Here is a 17115-nt window from a genome sequence, read left to right on the forward strand (position 1 = left end):
ATACGCACCAGGTTGCGAGCAACGCAACTTACGAGGTCCTCGTTTCGACGCCGTTACTTGCAATGGTGTTGTTTACTGCGCGTATAGTTTCACTGTGAGCAACTACAGCACTGACACAGAAACCTCGAACTCGCAGGCCGGCGGAGTGCAGTCGGTGGACCGCGCCATCAGCGTCCTGGAGATTTTGGCCCAACGGGGCGAGGCGGGCGTCAGCGAGGTGGCCGCCGAAATCGATGTTCACAAATCCACCGCGTTCCGCCTTCTCGGCGCCCTCGAGACGCGCGGCCTGGTGGAACAGGCGGGCGAGCGCGGCAAGTACCGCCTCGGCTTCGGCATCGTACGCCTGGCCGGTGCGGTGACGGGACGCATCGACATCACGCAGCAGGGCCGTCCGGTCTGCGAGAGCCTGGCCGAGGAGCTCGGCGAGACCGTCAACATCGCCGTGTTGCAGGAGCACTACGCGGTCAACCTCTACCAGGTGCGCGGCCCCGGGGCCGTGACCGCACAGAACTGGGTCGGCCAGCTGACCCCGCTGCACGCGACCTCCAGCGGCAAGATCCTGCTGGCCCATCTGCCCGCCAAGGAACGCGCCGCGTTGGTCGCCGAGGCCGGTCTGAAGAAGGTCACCCCGCACACCATCACCGCGAAGTCGAAGCTCGAGAAGAACCTCGCCGAGGCCCGGGAAGCCGGCTACGCCTGGGCCCGCGAGGAGCTGGAACTCGGTCTCCACGCCATGGCCGCTCCGATCCGCGACCGCGACGGCGTGGTCGTCGCGGCGCTGAGCGCCTCCGGCCCCTCGTACCGGCTCACCGAGGAGCGCCTGCACGAGCTCGCTCCGCTGCTGCGCAAGGGCGCGGACGAGATCAGCCACCGCATGGGTTATCTGGGCTGACCGGCCCGTCCGGCCGCTACTGCGGCTGCCGCATACCCAGGCGCTCGTTCACCCAGTCGTGGAAGGCACCGATGTGGTGCTCACTGGGCACCAGCACGCCGCCCTTGGCGTACAGCCGGGAACTCATTCCGGGCTGTGTGCGCTCGCATGCCTCGAAGTCCTGCCGGTTGACCCGGTCGAAGAGCTCCACGGACCGGCTGACGTCCTTGCCGCTGTCGACGACATGCGGAAGGTAGAGCCAGTCGCACTCGACGATCGTGCGGTCGACGGCCACCGGGATCATCCGGTGGAAGATCACGTGGTCGGGGACGAGGTTGACGAAGACCTGCGGCCGCACGGTGATCGCGTAGTAGCGACGGTCCTGTTCCTCGGAGACTCCCGGGATACGGTCGAGGCCCTCGGAGCCGTCGACGGTGAAGCCCTGGACCTCCGCACCGAACTCGGCACCGTGCCCGACGTAGTACTGGGCGGCGTAGCCGTCGGCGAACTCGGGGAGCACCTCGGTGAGTTCGGGGTGGATCGTGGCGCAGTGGTAGCACTCCATGAAGTTCTCGATGATGAGCTTCCAGTTCGCCTTGACGTCGTAGACGATCCGCTTGCCGACCGAGAGGTCCTCGATGCCGTAGCGCTCGATCGACTCGACGTCGCCGAGGCGGCCGACGACATCGGCGATGACGTCCTCCTCGAAGGAGGGCGGGTTCTCCGCCAGGCACACCCAGACATAGCCGAGCCATTCCCGGGTGGCCACGCTCACCAGGCCGTACTCGGTGCGGCCGACGTCGGGCATCTTGGTGAGGTTGGGCGCCGCGACGAGTTTGCCCGTCAGGTCGTACGTCCACGCGTGGTACGGACACTGGAAGGCCCGCTTGACCTCGCCGCTCTCCTCCGTGCAGAGCTTGGCTCCACGGTGCCGGCAGACGTTGAAGTAGGAGCGGACCGAGTTGTCCCGGGCGCGGGTGACGAGGATGCTCTCGCGGCCCACGTCGACGGTGCGGAAGGCACCGGGCTTCGCCAGGTCCGACGAGCGTGCGACGCAGAACCACATCGTCTCGAAGATGCGCTCCTGTTCCAGGGCGAAGATCGCGGGATCGGTGTAGGAGGAGCCGGGGAGGGTGGCGATCAGGCTGTCCGGCAGGCTGGTCGAGGTCACGGTGCACTCCTCGGGGGAACGTCGTGGATCGGGCAGTCACGCGCCGGGAAGAGCGACTCCGGACGGTGTTGTGTGTGATGCAACGCTGCGCACTATATGAAACCGCAGCATGAGAGGGAGCAAGCGCGGTGTCAAGCTGTCGCGGCGGCGAGCTGCTTGCGCCAACGGGTGAACAGCCGGGGCTGGTTCATCCCGAGCACGGCGACCGGACGACCGGCACGCCGGTAGACCGCCAGGACGTTGCGGTCGTCGGGCGCGCCTTCCTCGACCGTCACGCTGTCGGCACCGGCCGCGTGACCGGCGAACTGGATCTTCACGCCGTACTGGTCCGACCAGAAGTACGGCGGCCGGGGTACACCCGGTTCCACCGCACCCCCCGCCAGCAGTGTGGCGACGGCCGCGGCCGGGCGCTCCTGCGCGCCGGTCCAGTGCTCGACGCGGCGATGGTGGCCCGCGCGGGGGTCGTACCAGGAGGCGCAGTCACCGACCGCGACCACGCCGGCCAGGCTGGTGCGGCCGTCCGCACCGCACTTCACACCGTCGTCGAGCGCGACGCCGGATCCTTCCAGCCACTCCACGCACGGGCGCGCGCCCACACCCACGACGACGATGTCGGCGGGGATGCTGCGGCCGTCCTCGAGCAGCACGGCATCGACCTTGCGCTCCCCGCTCAGCCCCTTGACGCCCACCCCGCACAACAGCCGTACGCCGTGGTCCGTGTGGAGAGCGGAGACGATGCTCCCCATGGCCTGGCCGAGCGGGCCGGCGAGCGGCGTCGGTGCCGCTTCGACGACCGTCACGTCCAGCCCGAGGGCATGTGCGGTGGAGGCGACCTCGGCGCCGATGAATCCGCCGCCGATCACGACCAGCCGGCCGCCCCGGGCCAGTTCGTCCCGCAGGGTGCGGGCGTCGTCCAGGGTGCGCAGGACGTGGACTCCGGCCAGGCCGTCGGAACCGGGCAGCTGTCGTGCGGCCGCGCCGGTCGCGATGACGAAGCCGTCGGCACGGATCTCCCTGCCGTCGGCGAGCCGGACCGCACGCTCCGTGCGGTCCAGGCCGGTGGCGCGGATCCCGAGCAGCCACTCCGCCCGCAGATCCTCGCCGTCCGTCTCGAGTACGAGGTCGGCTTCGCCGAGGTCACCGGCCAGGAACTCCTTGGACAGCGGGGGCCTGTCGTACGGACGGTGCGGCTCGTCGCCGATGACGACCAGCCGCCCGTCGTAGCCCTGTTTCCGCAACGAGCGCGCCGCCGACAGGCCTGCCAGCGAGGCGCCCACCACGGCCACGGTCCTCACGCGGGACCTCCGGCGAGCCGAGCCGCGACGCACGGCGGCAGGTTGGGGGCGTCCGTGGACACCCGGACGTAGATCATGCCGTCCTCGACGAGGACCTCATGGGTCCGGACCGGCAGCTTGGCCGGCGGGGCGTCGACGGAGCCGGTCCTCAGGTCGAACTTCGAAGCATGCAGCGGGCATTCCACCTCGCAGCCCTCCAGCCAGCCGTCGGCGAGCGAGGCGTCCTGGTGGGTGCAGGTGTCGTCGATGGCGAACACCTCGCCGTCATCGGTATGGAACACCGAGACCGGAGGATCGACGTCGAGCCGGAAGGCCTCGCCTCGCGGGAGATCCGCGAGACGGCACGCGGGAATCATCATGACACCTCGGGTGCGTATAGCGAAACGGATTGCGGTAAGCGCAACATCAGTCTGAGGTCGGCCCCAACCCTTGTCAAGGCATCCAAGAGGCGGTTTCACTCACCCAAAAGTGTTGCTACTCACGCAACCATGAGCGCATTACACAACTGAGTCGGGATGGATCGCGGCCCTGGAATCGGCCGTTCCACCTGTTGGGGACGGCGTTGGGCCCTCGCGCGCCTCGCACCGAGACACACGAAGACAGCCCGCCTCTCCGGCCTGCGATGACCGCAGGCCGGAGAGGCGGGCGCGTACTGCCTCGGGGGCCGGCGCGGGCCGTCAGTGACCGCGGTCGATCCACTCCTGAAGGTGCGGAGCCTCGGCGGCGACCGTGGTCGTCTCCCCGTGTCCGGTGTGTACGACGGTATCGCCCGGCAGGGTGAGCAGCCGGTCCCGGATCGAATCGACGATCGTGCCGAAGTCGCTGTACGACCTTCCGGTCGCGCCCGGCCCGCCCGCGAAGAGCGTGTCACCGCTGAAGAGCGCGGTCAGGCCCGGCGCGTACAGACAGACCGCCCCGGGAGCATGGCCGGGAGTGTGCAGCACGGTCAGGTCGACACCCGCCACGGTGAGGACCTGGCCGTCGGCGAGTTCGCCGTCGGGGGTCCGGTCGGGGTGGGTCTGCTTCCACAGCGGCAGATCGTCGGCGTGGAGCAGGATCGGGGCCCCCGTGCGCGCGGCGAGTTCGGGCGCGGCGTCGATGTGGTCGTTGTGGGCGTGCGTGCACACGATGGCGCGCAGGGTGCGGTCGCCCAGGGCTTCGGCGATCGCCTCGGCATCATGCGCGGCGTCGATGACGACGGCCTCGCTGTCGTCGCCGACGATCCACACGTTGTTGTCGACGTCCCAGGTGCCGCCGTCCAGTGAGAACGTCCCCGAGGTGACCAGGTGCTCGATGCGGGCGCCGGCCATCACAGGACCACCACCGAGCGCAGCACGTCGCCTCGGTGCATCCGCTCGAAGGCCTTCTCGACGTCGTCGAGCTGGATGGTCTCCGTGACGAAGGCGTCGAGGTCCAGCCGGCCCTGGAGGTACAGGTCGATGAGCATCGGGAAGTCGCGGGAGGGCAGGCAGTCGCCGTACCAGGAGGACTTCAGCGCGCCACCGCGGCCGAAGACGTCCAGCAGGGGCAGCTCCAGCTTCATCTCCGGGGTCGGCACGCCGACGAGGACGACCGTGCCGGCGAGATCACGGGCGTAGAAGGCCTGCTTGTACGTCTCCGGGCGGCCCACCGCCTCGATGACGACGTCGGCGCCGTGGCCGCCGGTCAGCTCGCGGATCGCCTCGACCGGGTCGGTGTTCCTGGAGTTGACCGTGTGGGTCGCGCCCAGCCTCTTGGCGGTGTCCAGCTTGGCGTCGTCGATGTCCACCGCGATGATCTTCGCCGCGCCCGCCAGGTTCGACCCGACGACCGCCGCGGCCCCGACGCCGCCGCAGCCGATGACCGCCACGCTGTCACCACGTCCGACGTTGCCGGTGTTGATGGCCGCACCGATGCCCGCCATCACCCCACAGCCCAGCAGACCGGCGGCCGCCGCGGAGGCAGCCCGGTCGACCTTCGTGCACTGCCCCGCCGCCACCAGCGTCTTCTCCGCGAAGGCCCCGATGCCCAGCGCCGGCGACAGCTCGGTGCCGTCGAGCAGGGTCATCTTCCGCTTCGCGTTGTGGGTGCTGAAGCAGTACCACGGGCGTCCGCGCAGACAGGCCCGGCACTGCCCGCAGACCGCACGCCAGTTGAGGATGACGAAGTCACCGGGGGCGACATCGGTGACCCCCTCCCCCACCGACTCCACGACGCCCGCGGCCTCGTGGCCCAGCAGGAAGGGGAACTCGTCGTTGATGCCACCCTCCCGGTAGTGCAGATCGGTGTGACAGACCCCGCAGGCCTCGATCTTCACCAGCGCCTCACCCGGGCCGGGGTCGGGCACGATGATCGTTTCCAGGCTGACAGGGGCGCCCTTGCCCCGCGCGACGACAGCACGGACCTGGTGGGTCATGGCCACTCCTCGACTGATGTGAGAACCGAGTCTGATGTTGCTCATTGCGGCACACATCTCATGTACCGCAACACAGCATCATGGAGCGCCGACCGGGGGTCAAGGATTCGACGCGCGACCAGGGCATCCGATACCCGTGGCCCCGAGGGCGCGGCCGTCGCCGAACGGACTTCGCCGTCCGTCGGGTCGCGGGCGTACCCACGCGGTTCGGCCGGAAGACCGCTCGAAGTAACGCCGGCAGGTCGGGGCGCTCCCGCTGACACAGCGCATCGGGCTACGATCAATCGTCGACACGCAGGACGAGGCTCACCAGCGCTCATGCGCCTGACGCAACGCCGGCAAAGTCAGCAAGGAGTCCGCATGAGTCCGATCAGACCTGCCCGCATACTGCCACGCCCTCACCACGACTGAGTGCGCGCATGTGTGCTGTGACCTGGCGGAACACGTCCATAGAGCCGATCCGGTAGCGCGAGGGAGACGCCGTGTTCTATTACCTGCTCAAATACGTGCTTCTGGGTCCACTGCTGAGACTGGTCTTCCGGCCTCGCATCGAGGGCCTCGAACACGTACCGTCGTCGGGCGCGGCCATCGTCGCGGGCAATCACCTGTCCTTCTCGGACCACTTCCTGATGCCCGCGATCCTCAAGCGCCGCATCACCTTCCTGGCGAAGGCCGAGTACTTCACCGGCCCCGGCCTCAAGGGCCGGCTGACGGCGTTCTTCTTCCGCAGCGCCGGCCAGATCCCGGTCGACCGCTCCGGCAAGGAGGCAGGTCAGGCCGCCATCCGCGAGGGGCTCGGCGTGCTGAGCAAGGACGAGCTCCTCGGCATCTACCCGGAGGGCACCCGCTCGCACGACGGCCGCCTGTACAAGGGCAAGGTCGGCGTGGCGGTCATGGCGCTCAGGGCCCGCGTGCCCGTCATCCCCTGCGCGATGATCGGCACCTTCGAGGCGCAGCCCCCGGGCAAGGTCATCCCGAACATCCACCCCGTCGTCATCCGCTTCGGCAAGCCCCTCGACTTCTCCCGCTACGAGGGCATGGAAGGCGAGAAGGCCGTCCTGCGCGCCATCACCGACGAGATCATGTACGCGATCCTCTCGCTCTCCGACCAGGAGTACGTCGACCAGTACGCGGCCGTCGTGAAGGCGGAGGAGGCCGCGGCGGCGAAGGAGCGCAAGTTCCCGCGGCTGCCGCTGAGTTGAGTATTCTGCCCGCAGCAGACCAGCCGCCCGGGCCGGGCCCCGGCATCGTACGGTCGGGTCATGACACAACGTGCTGTGGTGATCGGAGCGACGGGACAGATCGGCCGGGTGGCCGTGGGCGCGCTGGCGCGGGACGGCTGGGCGGTGACAGCCGTCTCGCGGGGCGGCGACCGGGACGACGACTGGCCGGAGGACGTACGGGCCGTACCGGCCGACCGCGGTGACGACGCGGCACTGGCGGCAGCGGTGGGAGACGGCTGCGACGCGCTCGTGGACATGGTCGCGTACGGCCCCGAGCACGCCCGGCAGTTGCTCGCGCTGGCCGACCGGATCGGCTCGGCGGTCGTCGTCTCCAGCATCTCGGTGTACGAGGACGACAACGGCCGCACCTTCGACACCCAGGCGGAGCCGGACGGCTTCCCCGAATACCCCGTGCCCCTCCCCGAGAGCCAGCGCACGATCCGGCCCGCCGACACCTCGTACAGCACCCGCAAGGCGGGCCTGGAGCAGGAACTCCTCGCCGCCGCCGACCGGTTGCCCACGACCCTGCTGCGGGCGGGCGCCATCCACGGTCCGCACTGCCGTACGCCGCGCGAGCTGTACTTCGTGAAGCGCAACCTGGACGGCCGGCCCCGCCGGGTCCTCGCGTACGGCGGTGCGAGCCGCTTCCATCCGGCGAGCGTCCACAACATCGCCGAGCTGATCCGCCTGGCCGCCGCGCGGCCGGGAGCCCGGGCGCTGAACGCCGTCGACCCGGACGCGCCGACGGTGGCGGAGATCGCCGCCGCGATCGACACGGTGATGGGCGTCGAGCCGGAGAACGTGCTGGTGGACGGCCCCGCCCCGGCACCCACCGTGGGCGACACCCCGTGGTCCGTGCCGGTGCCCGTGGTGTGCGACATGTCGGCGGCGGAGCGGGAGCTGGGCTACCGCCCGGTGGTGCGGTACGCGGAGTCACTGCCGGAGACGGTCGCGTGGATCGAGGCCCGGCTGGCAGGCGAACGGGACTGGCGGGAGGCGTATCCCAAGATGTTCGCGACGTACGGGGAGCTCTTCGACTACGCGGCGGAGGACACGTGGCTGGCGGGGCGGCAGGCGTGAGTTCCCTGAGTGCGTGACCGTATGAGGAAGGGGGCGACCGGGATTCCGGTCGCCCCCTTCCTTCTCTCACGGACCTACGGCTTCGGCATGGCGTGCGGAGCGCACTTCACGTCCGCCTTGCCCACCTTGCCGGTGAGCAGGTAGCTGTCCACGCGGTCGTTGACGCACGGGTTGACCAGACCGGTGACCCCGTGGGAGCCGGCCTTCTTCTCCGTGATCAGGCGGGAGCCCTTGAACCGCTTGTGGAGCTCGACGGCACCCTCGTACGGGGTGGCCGCGTCCCGCTCGGACTGGACGATCAGGACGGGCGGCAGGCCCTTCTTGGTCTTCACGTCCACCGGGGTGTACTGCTTGGACTGCCAGGTGGCGCACGGCAGGTTCATCCAGGCGTTGGCCCAGGTCATGAACGGGTGGTTCCGGTGCAGCTCGGTGTTGTCGCGGTCCCAGCGCTTCCAGCTGGTGGGCCACTTGGCGTCGGTGCACTCGACGGCGGTGTAGACGGCGTTGCCGTTCTCCGCGGCGGCGTTGCCCGCGGTGTCGGTGAGGTCCGGGGCGGCGGCGTCGACCAGCGCCTGGGTGTCACCGGCGGCGTACTTGCTCCACACCTGGGCCGTGGGCGCCCACGCGGAGTCGTAGTACGGGGCGCTCTGGAAGAAGGAGACCAGCTCGGCCGGGCCGACGAGCCCGCCGATCGGGTCCTTCTTCGCGGTGGCCCGCAGCTCCAGCCACTTCGCCTGCACCTTCGCCTGGGTGTCGCCGAGGTGGTACGTCGCGTCGTTCTGCGCGACCCACTTCGTCCAGTCCTTCCAGCGGCCCTCGAAGGCGACGTCCTGGTCCAGGTTGGCCTGGTACCAGATCTTCTCGCGGGAGGGGTTCACCACGCTGTCGACGACCATGCGGCGCACGTGGGTCGGGAAGAGGGTGCCGTAGACGGCGCCGATGTACGTGCCGTAGGAGACGCCCAGGAAGTTGAGCTTCTTCTCCCCCAGGGCGGCCCGGATGACATCCAGGTCACGCGCGGTGTTCGGCGTCGTCATGTGCGGCAGCATCGCGCCGCTGCGCTGCTTGCAGCCCTCCGCGTACTCGGCCGCGAGCCCCCGCTGCTTCAGCTTGTCGGCCTCGGAGTCCGGAACCGGGTCCAGCTTGGGCGCCTTCACGAACTCCTGCGGGTCGGCGCAGGAGATGGGCGCCGAGTGACCCACACCGCGCGGGTCGAAGCCCACGAAGTCGTAGGCCTTGGACGTGTTGACCCACAGCGGTGCCTTGGTCGTGACCCGGCGCGGGAAGCGCAGACCCGAGGCGCCCGGACCGCCCGGATTGTAGATGAGCGCGCCCTGGCGCTCCTTCTTCGTACCGGTGTTGCCGATACGGTCCACGGCGAGCTTGATCTGCTTGCCGTTCGGCTTGGCGTAGTCCAGCGGCACGGTGACCCAGCCGCACTGGATCGGCTTCTCCAGACCCCAGCTCTCGGGGCAGTCCTGCCACTTGACGCCCTTCTTCGCCGCCTTCGCGGCGGCGACGGCGACACCCTTGGCCTCGCGGTCCACGGCACTCGCGGTGCCCGCGGCGTTGGCTGCGGGAGCGGCGACGGCACCGGCTATCAGGGTCGCCGTGACGAGCAGTCCGGCGGAGCCGAACGCTGCCGCCCTTCTCGTCGGCCTCAAACCTCTCAAGAGGACACTCCCCGTACTTCGATTCGAATCGTCGAATGGTCACGGGGATCCTCGTGCCTGTGAGGTGTCCGAGAACAGAGGGTCGGCGGGTTCTTTACTAATCCGATAACCGGTACGACAAGTCCCGTTCAGCGGATGCGAGGTGAGCCGTCATCAGCCATCAAGCTCGGCAAGGGCCTCGTCGAGCACGCGCCGCAGCCGCAACGCGTCGGGGGCGAGCGCGCTGACGAGTACGGCGGGTCCGGCGAGCGGAGTGAGCGCGGCCGACTCCCCCAACACCCGTGGCCCGGGCGGCTGTTCGGCGAACTCCGGCCGTACGACGACGAGTTGCCCCAGCGCTCGATACCCGCCCAGCACGGCGGGACCGTCCCAGCCACCGGGCGCCCCCGGCCCGCACGCCACCTCCTGGTCGAGCAACGGCCGCCCGCCCGACCACACACTGAGCCGGCTGCTGAGCCGCCCGGGCTCCTCCCCGGTCCGCCCGAGCACCTGCTCCTCCCGGAACACCAGCCGCGCGTCGGCGGCGAGTTCCACGCGCGTCGACACCCGCAGATCGCTCCCCCGCGCGGAGATCAACTGCTCGGGCAGCCAACGCAGTTCGCCTCCGGCGGCGACATCGATCCGTACGTCGTAGCGGGCCTCGCCCTTGGCCTGCCCCGGCAGCGCGATCGTCGCGGCGGCCGACCCGACGCGCAGCCGCGCCCCCTCACCGACCTCCGCCTCCACCGCGAACCGGTCCCCGCCGAGCGGCCCGCTCATCGCCCCGACAAGCATGACCCGCGCCTCGTCACCACTCCCCCGGGTACGGCGCAGCGCCAGCGGTCCGTCGCTCTCCAGCACGGGCAGGGCGGTGCCGCGCCGCCCGTCGGCGCGTGCCGCGATCCGTGCGGTGGCCTTGACCCCGGCGGTCGCCGTCCCTCCGGCGGTCGTCGTCTCTTCGGTCACCGTCACGTCTCCGGCCGTCGTCATGCCGTCCACGCGGCGAGCTTCTCCCTCACCCAGGCGGCGACGTCCGCGACTCCGGCCTCGCTCCTGAGCGACTGGAACACCACCGGCAGCTCCGCCCGCTGCGCCTTCGCGTCCACGGCCATCCGGGCGAGGTCGGACCCGACGTACGGCGCGAGGTCCGTCTTGTTGACGACGAGCAGGTCGGCGGTGGTGACACCGGGCCCGCCCTTCCTCGGAATGTCGTCCCCGCCGGCCACATCGATGACGAAGATCTGCGCGTCGACGAGTCCCTTGGAGAAGGTGGCGGTCAGATTGTCACCGCCGGACTCGACAAGAATGAGATCGAGCGGCCCGACCTCGTCCTCCAGGTCCTCCACCGCTTCGAGATTCGCGGAGATGTCGTCCCGAATCGCCGTATGCGGGCACGCCCCCGTCTCCACGGCCGTGATCCGCTCGGGCGGCAGCACGGCCTCGCGAAGCAGGAACTCGGCGTCCTCGCGCGTATAGATGTCGTTCGTCACGACAGCGAGGGACAACTCCTCCCGCAGGGCCTGACAGAGCGCGGCCACGGTAGCCGTCTTACCGGACCCGACGGGCCCGCCGAGCCCGATACGCAGGGCACGACGGGTGCCGTCAGCCCGGTGCGCGTCGGCGCTCGTGGCGGAGGGGCCGTCGTGGGAGTGAGAGTGATCGAGATGCATGGGAAGCGGCTCCTTTGCTCGGCTGTGGATCGCGGAAGAACTCGGGGTTCGGTGGGTTCGGTTGTCGGGCGAGTGCGGGTCAGTGGGGGCTGATCGCGCAGTTCCCCGCGCCCTCAAAGACGACGGCCCTGCGGGCCGAAAAGCACGGGGCGCAGCCCCTGCTTTTCAGGGGCGCGGGGAACTGCGCGATCAGCCACGACGCACCCGCACCCGCACCCGAACAGAACCCCCGAGCTGTCAGGCACCCCAGGGGTCGAAGGGGCACACCCCTGGGGGATGGGACGGGTAGGGGCGGCGGGGGCGAAGAACTCAGGACGCGAACAACCGCACAGGCCACCCCGCATGCACCTCCGCATTGATCTCCAGCAACGGCGCGGAAGCCGCAGGCAACCCCTCCACGCCACCGGCCACCACCCCCCGAGCCGCATCGACCGCCGCCCCCACCACCACATCCATCTCGGGCGCCAGACGCGCCAACACCCCTGTCGCATCGAAGGGATCAAGGCTCAGCAACCGCACTGTCGCACTCGCCGCCCCGCTCACACTCTCGTACGCGGAGCAGTACGCGGCGTCATCCGGCCCCAGCCCGGCGGCCCTGGCGGCCACCCCCAGCACGACCGGCTGATGCGCCCCCTTGGGGAACTCCCGCGCCAGCGCGTCCAGTTCCGCCGACGGCCACGTCGCCCGCGCCGCCCGCATCAACTGCCGCCCCAGCTTCCGGGAAGCGACCCGAAGCGCGACGGACGGCGTCCGCGCGTCGGCGGCGGCGTCCAGCGACAGCGGATCCACCCCGAGCGCGGCCGCGGCGGCCAGCGCCGACGACACCAGCCCCGCCGTGTGCAACCGCCCCCGGCAGAACGCCTCCAGCCCGTCCGCTCCGGTGATCAGCCCGGCCTTGACGGCCGCCTCGGCCCCGCCGGAGTGCGCGTGCCCCCCGGCGGGAAAGCGGCCGTCGGCCAGAACGAGAAGCGCTGCCCTAGACATCACGAACCTCAGACATCACGGACCTCGGACATCAGGGGTCGGACTTCCGACCTCGGCACGGACATCAGAAGAGGAAGTAGCGCTGGGCCATGGGCAGTTCGGCGGCCGGCGTGGCCTCCACCAGCTCCCCGTCGATGTGCACGGCGAAGCTGTCGGGGTCGACGCGCACCTCGGGCCGCGCGTCGTTCTCCCGCATGTCGGCCTTGGTGACCCCACGCGTCGACTCGATCGCGACGAACCGCTTCCCCAGCGAGAGCCGCTCCGGCAGCCCGTCCTCGATGGCGAGGGGCGCCACGAAGTTGAACGAGTTCGAGGCGGGCGCCCGCCCGATGGCCCCGTACATGGGGCGCGGGAGGATGGGCTGCGGGGTGGGGATGGAGGCGTTCGCGTCGCCCATCTGCGCGTACGCGATCTGCCCGCCCTTGACCACGAGATGCGGCTTGACCCCGAAGAACGCGGGTTCCCACAGCACGAGGTCGGCGAGCTTGCCCGTCTCGACGGACCCGATCTCGCGGGCGAGCCCCTGCGCGAGGGCGGGATTGATCGTGTACTTGGCGACATATCGACGTACACGGTGGTTGTCCGCACGGCCGTCACCCGGCAGCGCGCCCCGTCGCCGCTTCATCACGTGCGCGGTCTGCCAGGTCCGCAGGATGACCTCGCCGACCCGGCCCATGGCCTGTGCGTCGGAGGAGATGATCGAGATCGCACCCAGGTCGTGCAGGATGTCCTCGGCCCCGATGGTCGACGGCCGGATGCGCGACTCGGCGAACGCCAGGTCCTCCGGCACCGCCGCGTTCAGGTGGTGGCAGACCATCAGCATGTCGAGGTGTTCCTCGGCGGTGTTGACGGTGTAGGGCCTGGTCGGGTTGGTGGAGCTGGGCAGTACGTGGGGCTCGGAGACCACGGTCATGATGTCGGGCGCGTGCCCGCCGCCCGCACCCTCGGTGTGGTACGCGTGGATGCCGCGTCCGGCGATCGCGGCGAGGGTGTCACCGACGAACCCGGCCTCGTTCAGCGTGTCCGTGTGGATGGCGACCTGGATGCCGGTGCGGTCGGCGACGGTCAGTGACGCGTCGATGACGGCCGGGGTCGAACCCCAGTCCTCGTGGAGCTTCAGACCGAGTGCTCCGCCGCGGATCTGGGACAGCATCGCCTCGTGGGAGACGGTGTTGCCCTTGCCGAGGAAGCCGATGTTGAGCGGGTACTGCTCCATCGCCTCCAGCATCCGGGCGAGGTGCCACGGGCCGGGCGTCACCGTCGTGGCCTTCGAGCCCTCGGCCGGGCCCGTACCGCCGCCGACCAGCGTCGTCACTCCGGACGACAGCGCCTCGTCGGCGATCTGCGGGCAGATGAAGTGGACGTGGGCGTCGACGGCGCCGGCCGTGACGATCCGCCCGTTGCCCGCGATGATCTCCGTTTCGGGGCCGATGACCAGATCGGGGTGGATCCCGTCCATGGTGTCGGGGTTGCCGGCCTTGCCGATCCCGGTGATCCGGCCGTCGCGGATGCCGATGTCGGCCTTGACGATGCCCCAGTGGTCGATGATCACCGCGCCGGTGATCACCGTGTCGGGGGTGCCTTCTGCGCGCGTAGCGCGCGCCTGGCCCATGGATTCGCGGATGACCTTGCCACCGCCGAACACGGCCTCGTCACCGGCGAGCCCGGGTCCGCCGGAACGGTCCTCCTCGATCTCGACGAGCAGGTCGGTGTCGGCGAGCCGGATGCGGTCACCGGTGGTGGGGCCGAACAGGTCGGCGTACGCGGCACGCGAGATCTCAGGCATCGAGGGCACCTCCGGTCTCCCCGCGCAGTCCGGGCACGACACGGGCGCCGGTGAGCGGAACGAGTTCTACGTCGACGGGGATCCCGGGCTCGAAACGCACGGCGGTGCCGGCGGCGACGTTCAGCCGCTTGCCGCGCGCTGCGGCGCGGTCGAACTCCAGGCCGGGGTTGACCTCGGCGAAGTGGTAGTGGGAGCCGACCTGGACCGGCCGGTCGGCGGCGTTGAGGACGGTGAGCCGGGTGATCTCACGGCCCTGGTTGTACACGATCGAGCCCTCGGCGAAGAGGATCTCTCCGGGAATCATCGGGGCCCCTCAGACGATCGGGTCGTGGACGGTGACGAGCTTGGTGCCGTCCGGGAAGGTCGCCTCGACCTGGACGTCGTGGATCATCTCGGGGATGCCCTCCATGACGTCGTCCCTGGTGAGCAGCTTCCGCCCGGACGCCATGAGTTCGGCCACCGTACGGCCGTCCCGCGCGCCTTCGAGGATGTGCGCGGTGATCAGCGCGACGGCCTCCGGGTGGTTCAGCTTCAGCCCGCGGGCCCGGCGCTTCTCCGCCACGTCGGCCGCCACGTGGATCAGCAGCCTCTCCTGCTCGTGCGGGGTCAGTTGCACGGCGTCCACCTCACATCCTCGCTCCGGACCGTGCGGGGTCCGGTTGCCGCAGCCACCCGGCAAAATCGCTGGTGGCGTGGGCGCAGGCTAATTGGGTGGCGTTTCAGCGACGTTAACCGGACCGTGATCGGACGCGTGTCGCCCCCGTCCGCCCGGCTCGCCCGCCCGCTTCCGGGCGTCCGGGTCCTCCATGCCCATGAGCGCCTTCACACAGGGTTCGACCACCCGGACCGGCCGTGCGCCCCGCCGCAGCGGACGAGGGCGCCACTCCCTTACGAAGCCCCCGGCCCCCGATGCTCCGCAGCGATGCCGAACCGCTGTTGCTCCCGCGGTGCCGACGCCGCCTCGCGGACCCGGGAGACCGCGCTGATCACCGGCTCCTCGGCGGGTTCCTGGAGCGCTTCGAGCTGCTCCAGGTCGGCGGCGGAGACCAGGGCGACGAGGGGCTTTCCGTGCCGCGTCACGACGACGCGCTCGCCGCCGTAGACCACGCGGTTGATCAGTTCGGCGAGCTCAGCCCTGGCTTGCGTCACCGGAATCTCGTAGGCCATGGAGTCCAGCTTAGACCGGGCGCCGCACACCGCCCTGAGCGGAAGATCCCATTCTGCCCCATGGCGATCAATTCGTTCATACGATCGACTCGCCTCCCGCGCGGGAGGCGTCCATGACAACCGAACAGAGGGGGAGGCATGTCCCACTTTTCCAGGCGTTCACTGCTCGGGTACTCGGGATCGGCCGCGGCGGGAGCGGTCCTCGCGTCGGGCGGGACGGCGCAGGCGGCCACGACGGTGGGCGCGAGCGCCGAGAGCGAGGCGGCGGCGGTCGACTTCCCGGGGGGCACCGAGTTCAGCGGAATGGTCCGTATGCCGGACACCGAGTCGACGGAACTCACGTTCAGCTTCACCGTCAGCGCCGCGGAAGCCCCGGCGGCCCAGCGGATCACCGCGCTCGAGGTCGCGAACGCCCTGAACGAACTCGCTGCCACCCGCGGCTGGCCGCCGATCACCTTCTACGGGACGCCCGCCCCCGCACCGCTCAACTGATCACCTGATCAGCCGACCGACCGACCCGACACAGATCCCCGTTGAGCCGCCTTGCTCCGCGGGGATTTTCGCTGTCAGCCGATCCCCCTCCTTCAGACTTCGTACGTCCTGTACATTTTTTACAGATGTCGATCAGAGGAGGCGTGCCTCATGCCCGCGAACCGACCGTCAAGCCGCTACGTGCTGCCCGAGTTCACCGAGCGCACCAGTTCGGGCACCCGAACGATGGATCCCTACTCGAAGTTGCTGGAAGAGCGGATCGTGTTCCTCGGGACGCAGATCGACGACACGTCGGCGAACGACGTGATGGCGCAGTTCATGCACCTCGAGTACCAGTCGCCGGACCGGGACATCTCGCTGTACATCAACTCACCCGGCGGCTCGTTCAGCGCGATGACGGCGATCTACGACACGATCCGGTTCGTCACCTGCGATGTGGAGACCGTCTGCCTGGGGCAGGCGGGGTCGTCCGCCGCGGTGCTGCTGGCGGCGGGCACACCGGGCAAGCGGTCCGTACTGCCGGGCGCGCGGGTGCTGATCCACCAGCCGGCGCTGGCGGACCGGATCCAGGGGCAGGCGAGCGATCTGGCCATCCAGGCCGAGGAGTTGACGCGCAACCGCCGCAAGCTGGAGGAGCTGCTCGTACGGCACACGGGGCAGAGCCCGGAGCGGATCGGCGCCGACATCGAGCGGGACAAGTTCCTCGACGCCGAGGCGGCGGTGGCATACGGACTGGCCGACCGGGTCGTCCCGAGCCGCAAGACCTCGCGCACGCTGCCCGGCGCGGGGTGAGCCGTCGATGCTCCCGCCCGAACTGCCGCCGCTGCCCGCGCTCACCCGCGCCGAGGCGGAGCTGATCGACCGTTATCTGGACGTGGTCGACCTGCTCGGCCGGATCAATCCCGCCCGTCCGGGCGACACATACCGCGGGTTGCGGGCGGCGCAGGCGCTCGTCGCCAAGGCGACCGCCCTGCGCGACGCGCTCGAACTGATGCACAGGCGCGGCGAGAACGAGGTGCACGCCCCGACGCTCGCACGCGCCCTGCGGGTTCTCGACGGCGAGCGGCGGGCGGCCCGGGTCACGCTGCCGCCGGAGCCGGAGGACTCGCCGGCCTGAACCGATCCCGGGCCGCTCCCCGTACTACTGACGGGGCGTCCGGCCCGGGCTCGCACCCTCCGGACGGCCTACCGCGATCGACCCATCGGCCCATCCGTCCAAAGGACCTGTGAAGTTGCGCAACATGACTACCACATTGCCGGAATGTGCTGTTCCGGTGCTGGTGCGGGCCTCCTCGACCACATGGACATCGCGGCCGAAATCGGCCTGTC

Annotated in this window: 19 protein-coding genes; 6 read left to right on the forward strand and 13 right to left on the reverse strand. The window is 70.0% G+C overall.

From position 1 onward, the window contains the following. Positions 1-145 precede the first annotated feature (145 nt). On the forward strand, positions 146-892 hold the full coding sequence (locus tag JIX55_RS09040) for an IclR family transcriptional regulator (protein WP_257569269.1): 747 nt from the start codon (positions 146-148) through the stop codon (positions 890-892). Positions 893-908: 16 nt separating this feature from the next. Here the strand turns inward: JIX55_RS09040 and JIX55_RS09045 are convergent, their stop codons facing one another. From JIX55_RS09045 to JIX55_RS09065, 5 genes are all read right to left on the reverse strand, one after another. Next, positions 909-2042 (reverse strand): aromatic ring-hydroxylating oxygenase subunit alpha, encoded by a 1134-nt coding sequence (locus JIX55_RS09045; protein ID WP_257562785.1) that lies wholly within the window; start codon positions 2040-2042, stop codon positions 909-911. Between the two features lie 131 nt (positions 2043-2173). Next, complete coding sequence (locus JIX55_RS09050) at positions 2174-3337, reverse strand: NAD(P)/FAD-dependent oxidoreductase (protein WP_257562786.1); 1164 nt, start codon at positions 3335-3337, stop codon at positions 2174-2176. Continuing rightward, positions 3334-3696 (reverse strand): bifunctional 3-phenylpropionate/cinnamic acid dioxygenase ferredoxin subunit, encoded by a 363-nt coding sequence (locus JIX55_RS09055; protein ID WP_257562787.1) that lies wholly within the window; start codon positions 3694-3696, stop codon positions 3334-3336. The genes JIX55_RS09050 and JIX55_RS09055 overlap by 4 nt, the downstream gene beginning before the upstream one ends. Positions 3697-4014: 318 nt before the next feature. Continuing rightward, positions 4015-4647, reverse strand: a complete 633-nt coding sequence (locus JIX55_RS09060) for an MBL fold metallo-hydrolase (protein ID WP_257562788.1) — start codon at positions 4645-4647, stop codon at positions 4015-4017. Beyond that, on the reverse strand, positions 4647-5732 hold the full coding sequence (locus JIX55_RS09065) for an S-(hydroxymethyl)mycothiol dehydrogenase (RefSeq protein WP_257562789.1): 1086 nt from the start codon (positions 5730-5732) through the stop codon (positions 4647-4649). Before JIX55_RS09065 ends, JIX55_RS09060 begins: the two co-directional genes overlap by 1 nt. Positions 5733-6214: 482 nt before the next feature. On the opposite strand from JIX55_RS09065, the gene JIX55_RS09070 reads away from it, so the two are divergent. Further along, positions 6215-6934, forward strand: coding sequence for a lysophospholipid acyltransferase family protein (locus tag JIX55_RS09070; protein WP_257562790.1), 720 nt, complete (start codon positions 6215-6217; stop codon positions 6932-6934). 75 nt (positions 6935-7009) lie between these two features. Beyond that, positions 7010-8035, forward strand: a complete 1026-nt coding sequence (locus JIX55_RS09075; protein WP_257569270.1) for an NAD-dependent epimerase/dehydratase family protein — start codon at positions 7010-7012, stop codon at positions 8033-8035. Positions 8036-8109: 74 nt separating this feature from the next. On the opposite strand, the gene JIX55_RS09080 is transcribed toward JIX55_RS09075, so the two are convergent. The 8 genes from JIX55_RS09080 to JIX55_RS09115 all read right to left on the reverse strand — a co-directional run bounded on the left by JIX55_RS09080 (position 8110) and on the right by JIX55_RS09115 (position 15294). After that, positions 8110-9708, reverse strand: coding sequence for an alpha/beta hydrolase (locus JIX55_RS09080; protein ID WP_257562791.1), 1599 nt, complete (start codon positions 9706-9708; stop codon positions 8110-8112). Between the two features lie 153 nt (positions 9709-9861). Next, the gene (locus JIX55_RS09085; protein WP_443046396.1) at positions 9862-10686 is read right to left on the reverse strand and encodes an urease accessory protein UreD; all 825 of its coding nucleotides are present in this window, start codon (positions 10684-10686) and stop codon (positions 9862-9864) included. Beyond that, a complete protein-coding gene (gene ureG / locus JIX55_RS09090) occupies positions 10674-11357 on the reverse strand; it encodes an urease accessory protein UreG (protein WP_257562792.1) in 684 nt (227 codons plus the stop codon). The genes JIX55_RS09085 and ureG overlap by 13 nt, the downstream gene beginning before the upstream one ends. Positions 11358-11666: 309 nt before the next feature. Further along, positions 11667-12341, reverse strand: coding sequence for an urease accessory protein UreF (locus JIX55_RS09095; protein WP_257562793.1), 675 nt, complete (start codon positions 12339-12341; stop codon positions 11667-11669). A 64-nt stretch (positions 12342-12405) separates the two neighbouring features. Further along, a complete protein-coding gene (locus tag JIX55_RS09100; RefSeq protein WP_257562794.1) occupies positions 12406-14127 on the reverse strand; it encodes an urease subunit alpha in 1722 nt (573 codons plus the stop codon). Beyond that, positions 14120-14431 carry an urease subunit beta gene (locus JIX55_RS09105; RefSeq protein ID WP_257562795.1) on the reverse strand — a complete coding sequence of 104 codons (312 nt, stop codon included), beginning with the start codon at positions 14429-14431 and terminating at the stop codon, positions 14120-14122. The genes JIX55_RS09100 and JIX55_RS09105 overlap by 8 nt, the downstream gene beginning before the upstream one ends. Positions 14432-14440: 9 nt before the next feature. Further along, positions 14441-14743 carry an urease subunit gamma gene (locus JIX55_RS09110; RefSeq protein WP_048819736.1) on the reverse strand — a complete coding sequence of 101 codons (303 nt, stop codon included), beginning with the start codon at positions 14741-14743 and terminating at the stop codon, positions 14441-14443. A gap of 272 nt (positions 14744-15015) precedes the next feature. Further along, entirely contained in the window at positions 15016-15294 is a 279-nt protein-coding gene (locus tag JIX55_RS09115) for a type II toxin-antitoxin system Phd/YefM family antitoxin (RefSeq protein ID WP_257562796.1), read from the reverse strand. A 138-nt stretch (positions 15295-15432) separates the two neighbouring features. On the opposite strand from JIX55_RS09115, the gene JIX55_RS09120 reads away from it, so the two are divergent. From JIX55_RS09120 to JIX55_RS09130, 3 genes are all read left to right on the forward strand, one after another. Beyond that, on the forward strand, positions 15433-15786 hold the full coding sequence (locus tag JIX55_RS09120) for a hypothetical protein (RefSeq protein ID WP_257562797.1): 354 nt from the start codon (positions 15433-15435) through the stop codon (positions 15784-15786). 150 nt (positions 15787-15936) lie between these two features. Next, positions 15937-16578, forward strand: coding sequence for an ATP-dependent Clp protease proteolytic subunit (locus JIX55_RS09125; RefSeq protein ID WP_257562798.1), 642 nt, complete (start codon positions 15937-15939; stop codon positions 16576-16578). 7 nt (positions 16579-16585) lie between these two features. Then, positions 16586-16903: a hypothetical protein gene (locus JIX55_RS09130; RefSeq protein ID WP_257562799.1), complete on the forward strand. Its 318-nt coding sequence runs from the start codon at positions 16586-16588 to the stop codon at positions 16901-16903. Positions 16904-17115 lie beyond the last annotated feature (212 nt).

Source organism: Streptomyces sp. DSM 40750 (assembly GCF_024612035.1).
Taxonomy (GTDB): Bacteria; Actinomycetota; Actinomycetes; order Streptomycetales; family Streptomycetaceae; genus Streptomyces.

What these genes read in the sequence shown, in the direction of transcription:
- JIX55_RS09055 (WP_257562787.1), bottom strand. Translation starts at nt 3,696, where the DNA reads ATGATGATTCCCGCGTGCCGTCTCGCGGATCTCCCGCGAGGCGAGGCC.
- JIX55_RS09060 (WP_257562788.1), bottom strand. Translation starts at nt 4,647, where the DNA reads ATGGCCGGCGCCCGCATCGAGCACCTGGTCACCTCGGGGACGTTCTCA.
- JIX55_RS09065 (WP_257562789.1), bottom strand. Translation starts at nt 5,732, where the DNA reads ATGACCCACCAGGTCCGTGCTGTCGTCGCGCGGGGCAAGGGCGCCCCT.
- ureG (WP_257562792.1), bottom strand. Translation starts at nt 11,357, where the DNA reads ATGCATCTCGATCACTCTCACTCCCACGACGGCCCCTCCGCCACGAGC.
- JIX55_RS09095 (WP_257562793.1), bottom strand. Translation starts at nt 12,341, where the DNA reads ATGTCTAGGGCAGCGCTTCTCGTTCTGGCCGACGGCCGCTTTCCCGCC.
- JIX55_RS09100 (WP_257562794.1), bottom strand. Translation starts at nt 14,127, where the DNA reads ATGCCTGAGATCTCGCGTGCCGCGTACGCCGACCTGTTCGGCCCCACC.
- JIX55_RS09105 (WP_257562795.1), bottom strand. Translation starts at nt 14,431, where the DNA reads ATGATTCCCGGAGAGATCCTCTTCGCCGAGGGCTCGATCGTGTACAAC.
- JIX55_RS09115 (WP_257562796.1), bottom strand. Translation starts at nt 15,294, where the DNA reads ATGGCCTACGAGATTCCGGTGACGCAAGCCAGGGCTGAGCTCGCCGAA.
- JIX55_RS09120 (WP_257562797.1), top strand. Translation starts at nt 15,433, where the DNA reads ATGTCCCACTTTTCCAGGCGTTCACTGCTCGGGTACTCGGGATCGGCC.
- JIX55_RS09125 (WP_257562798.1), top strand. Translation starts at nt 15,937, where the DNA reads ATGCCCGCGAACCGACCGTCAAGCCGCTACGTGCTGCCCGAGTTCACC.
- JIX55_RS09130 (WP_257562799.1), top strand. Translation starts at nt 16,586, where the DNA reads ATGCTCCCGCCCGAACTGCCGCCGCTGCCCGCGCTCACCCGCGCCGAG.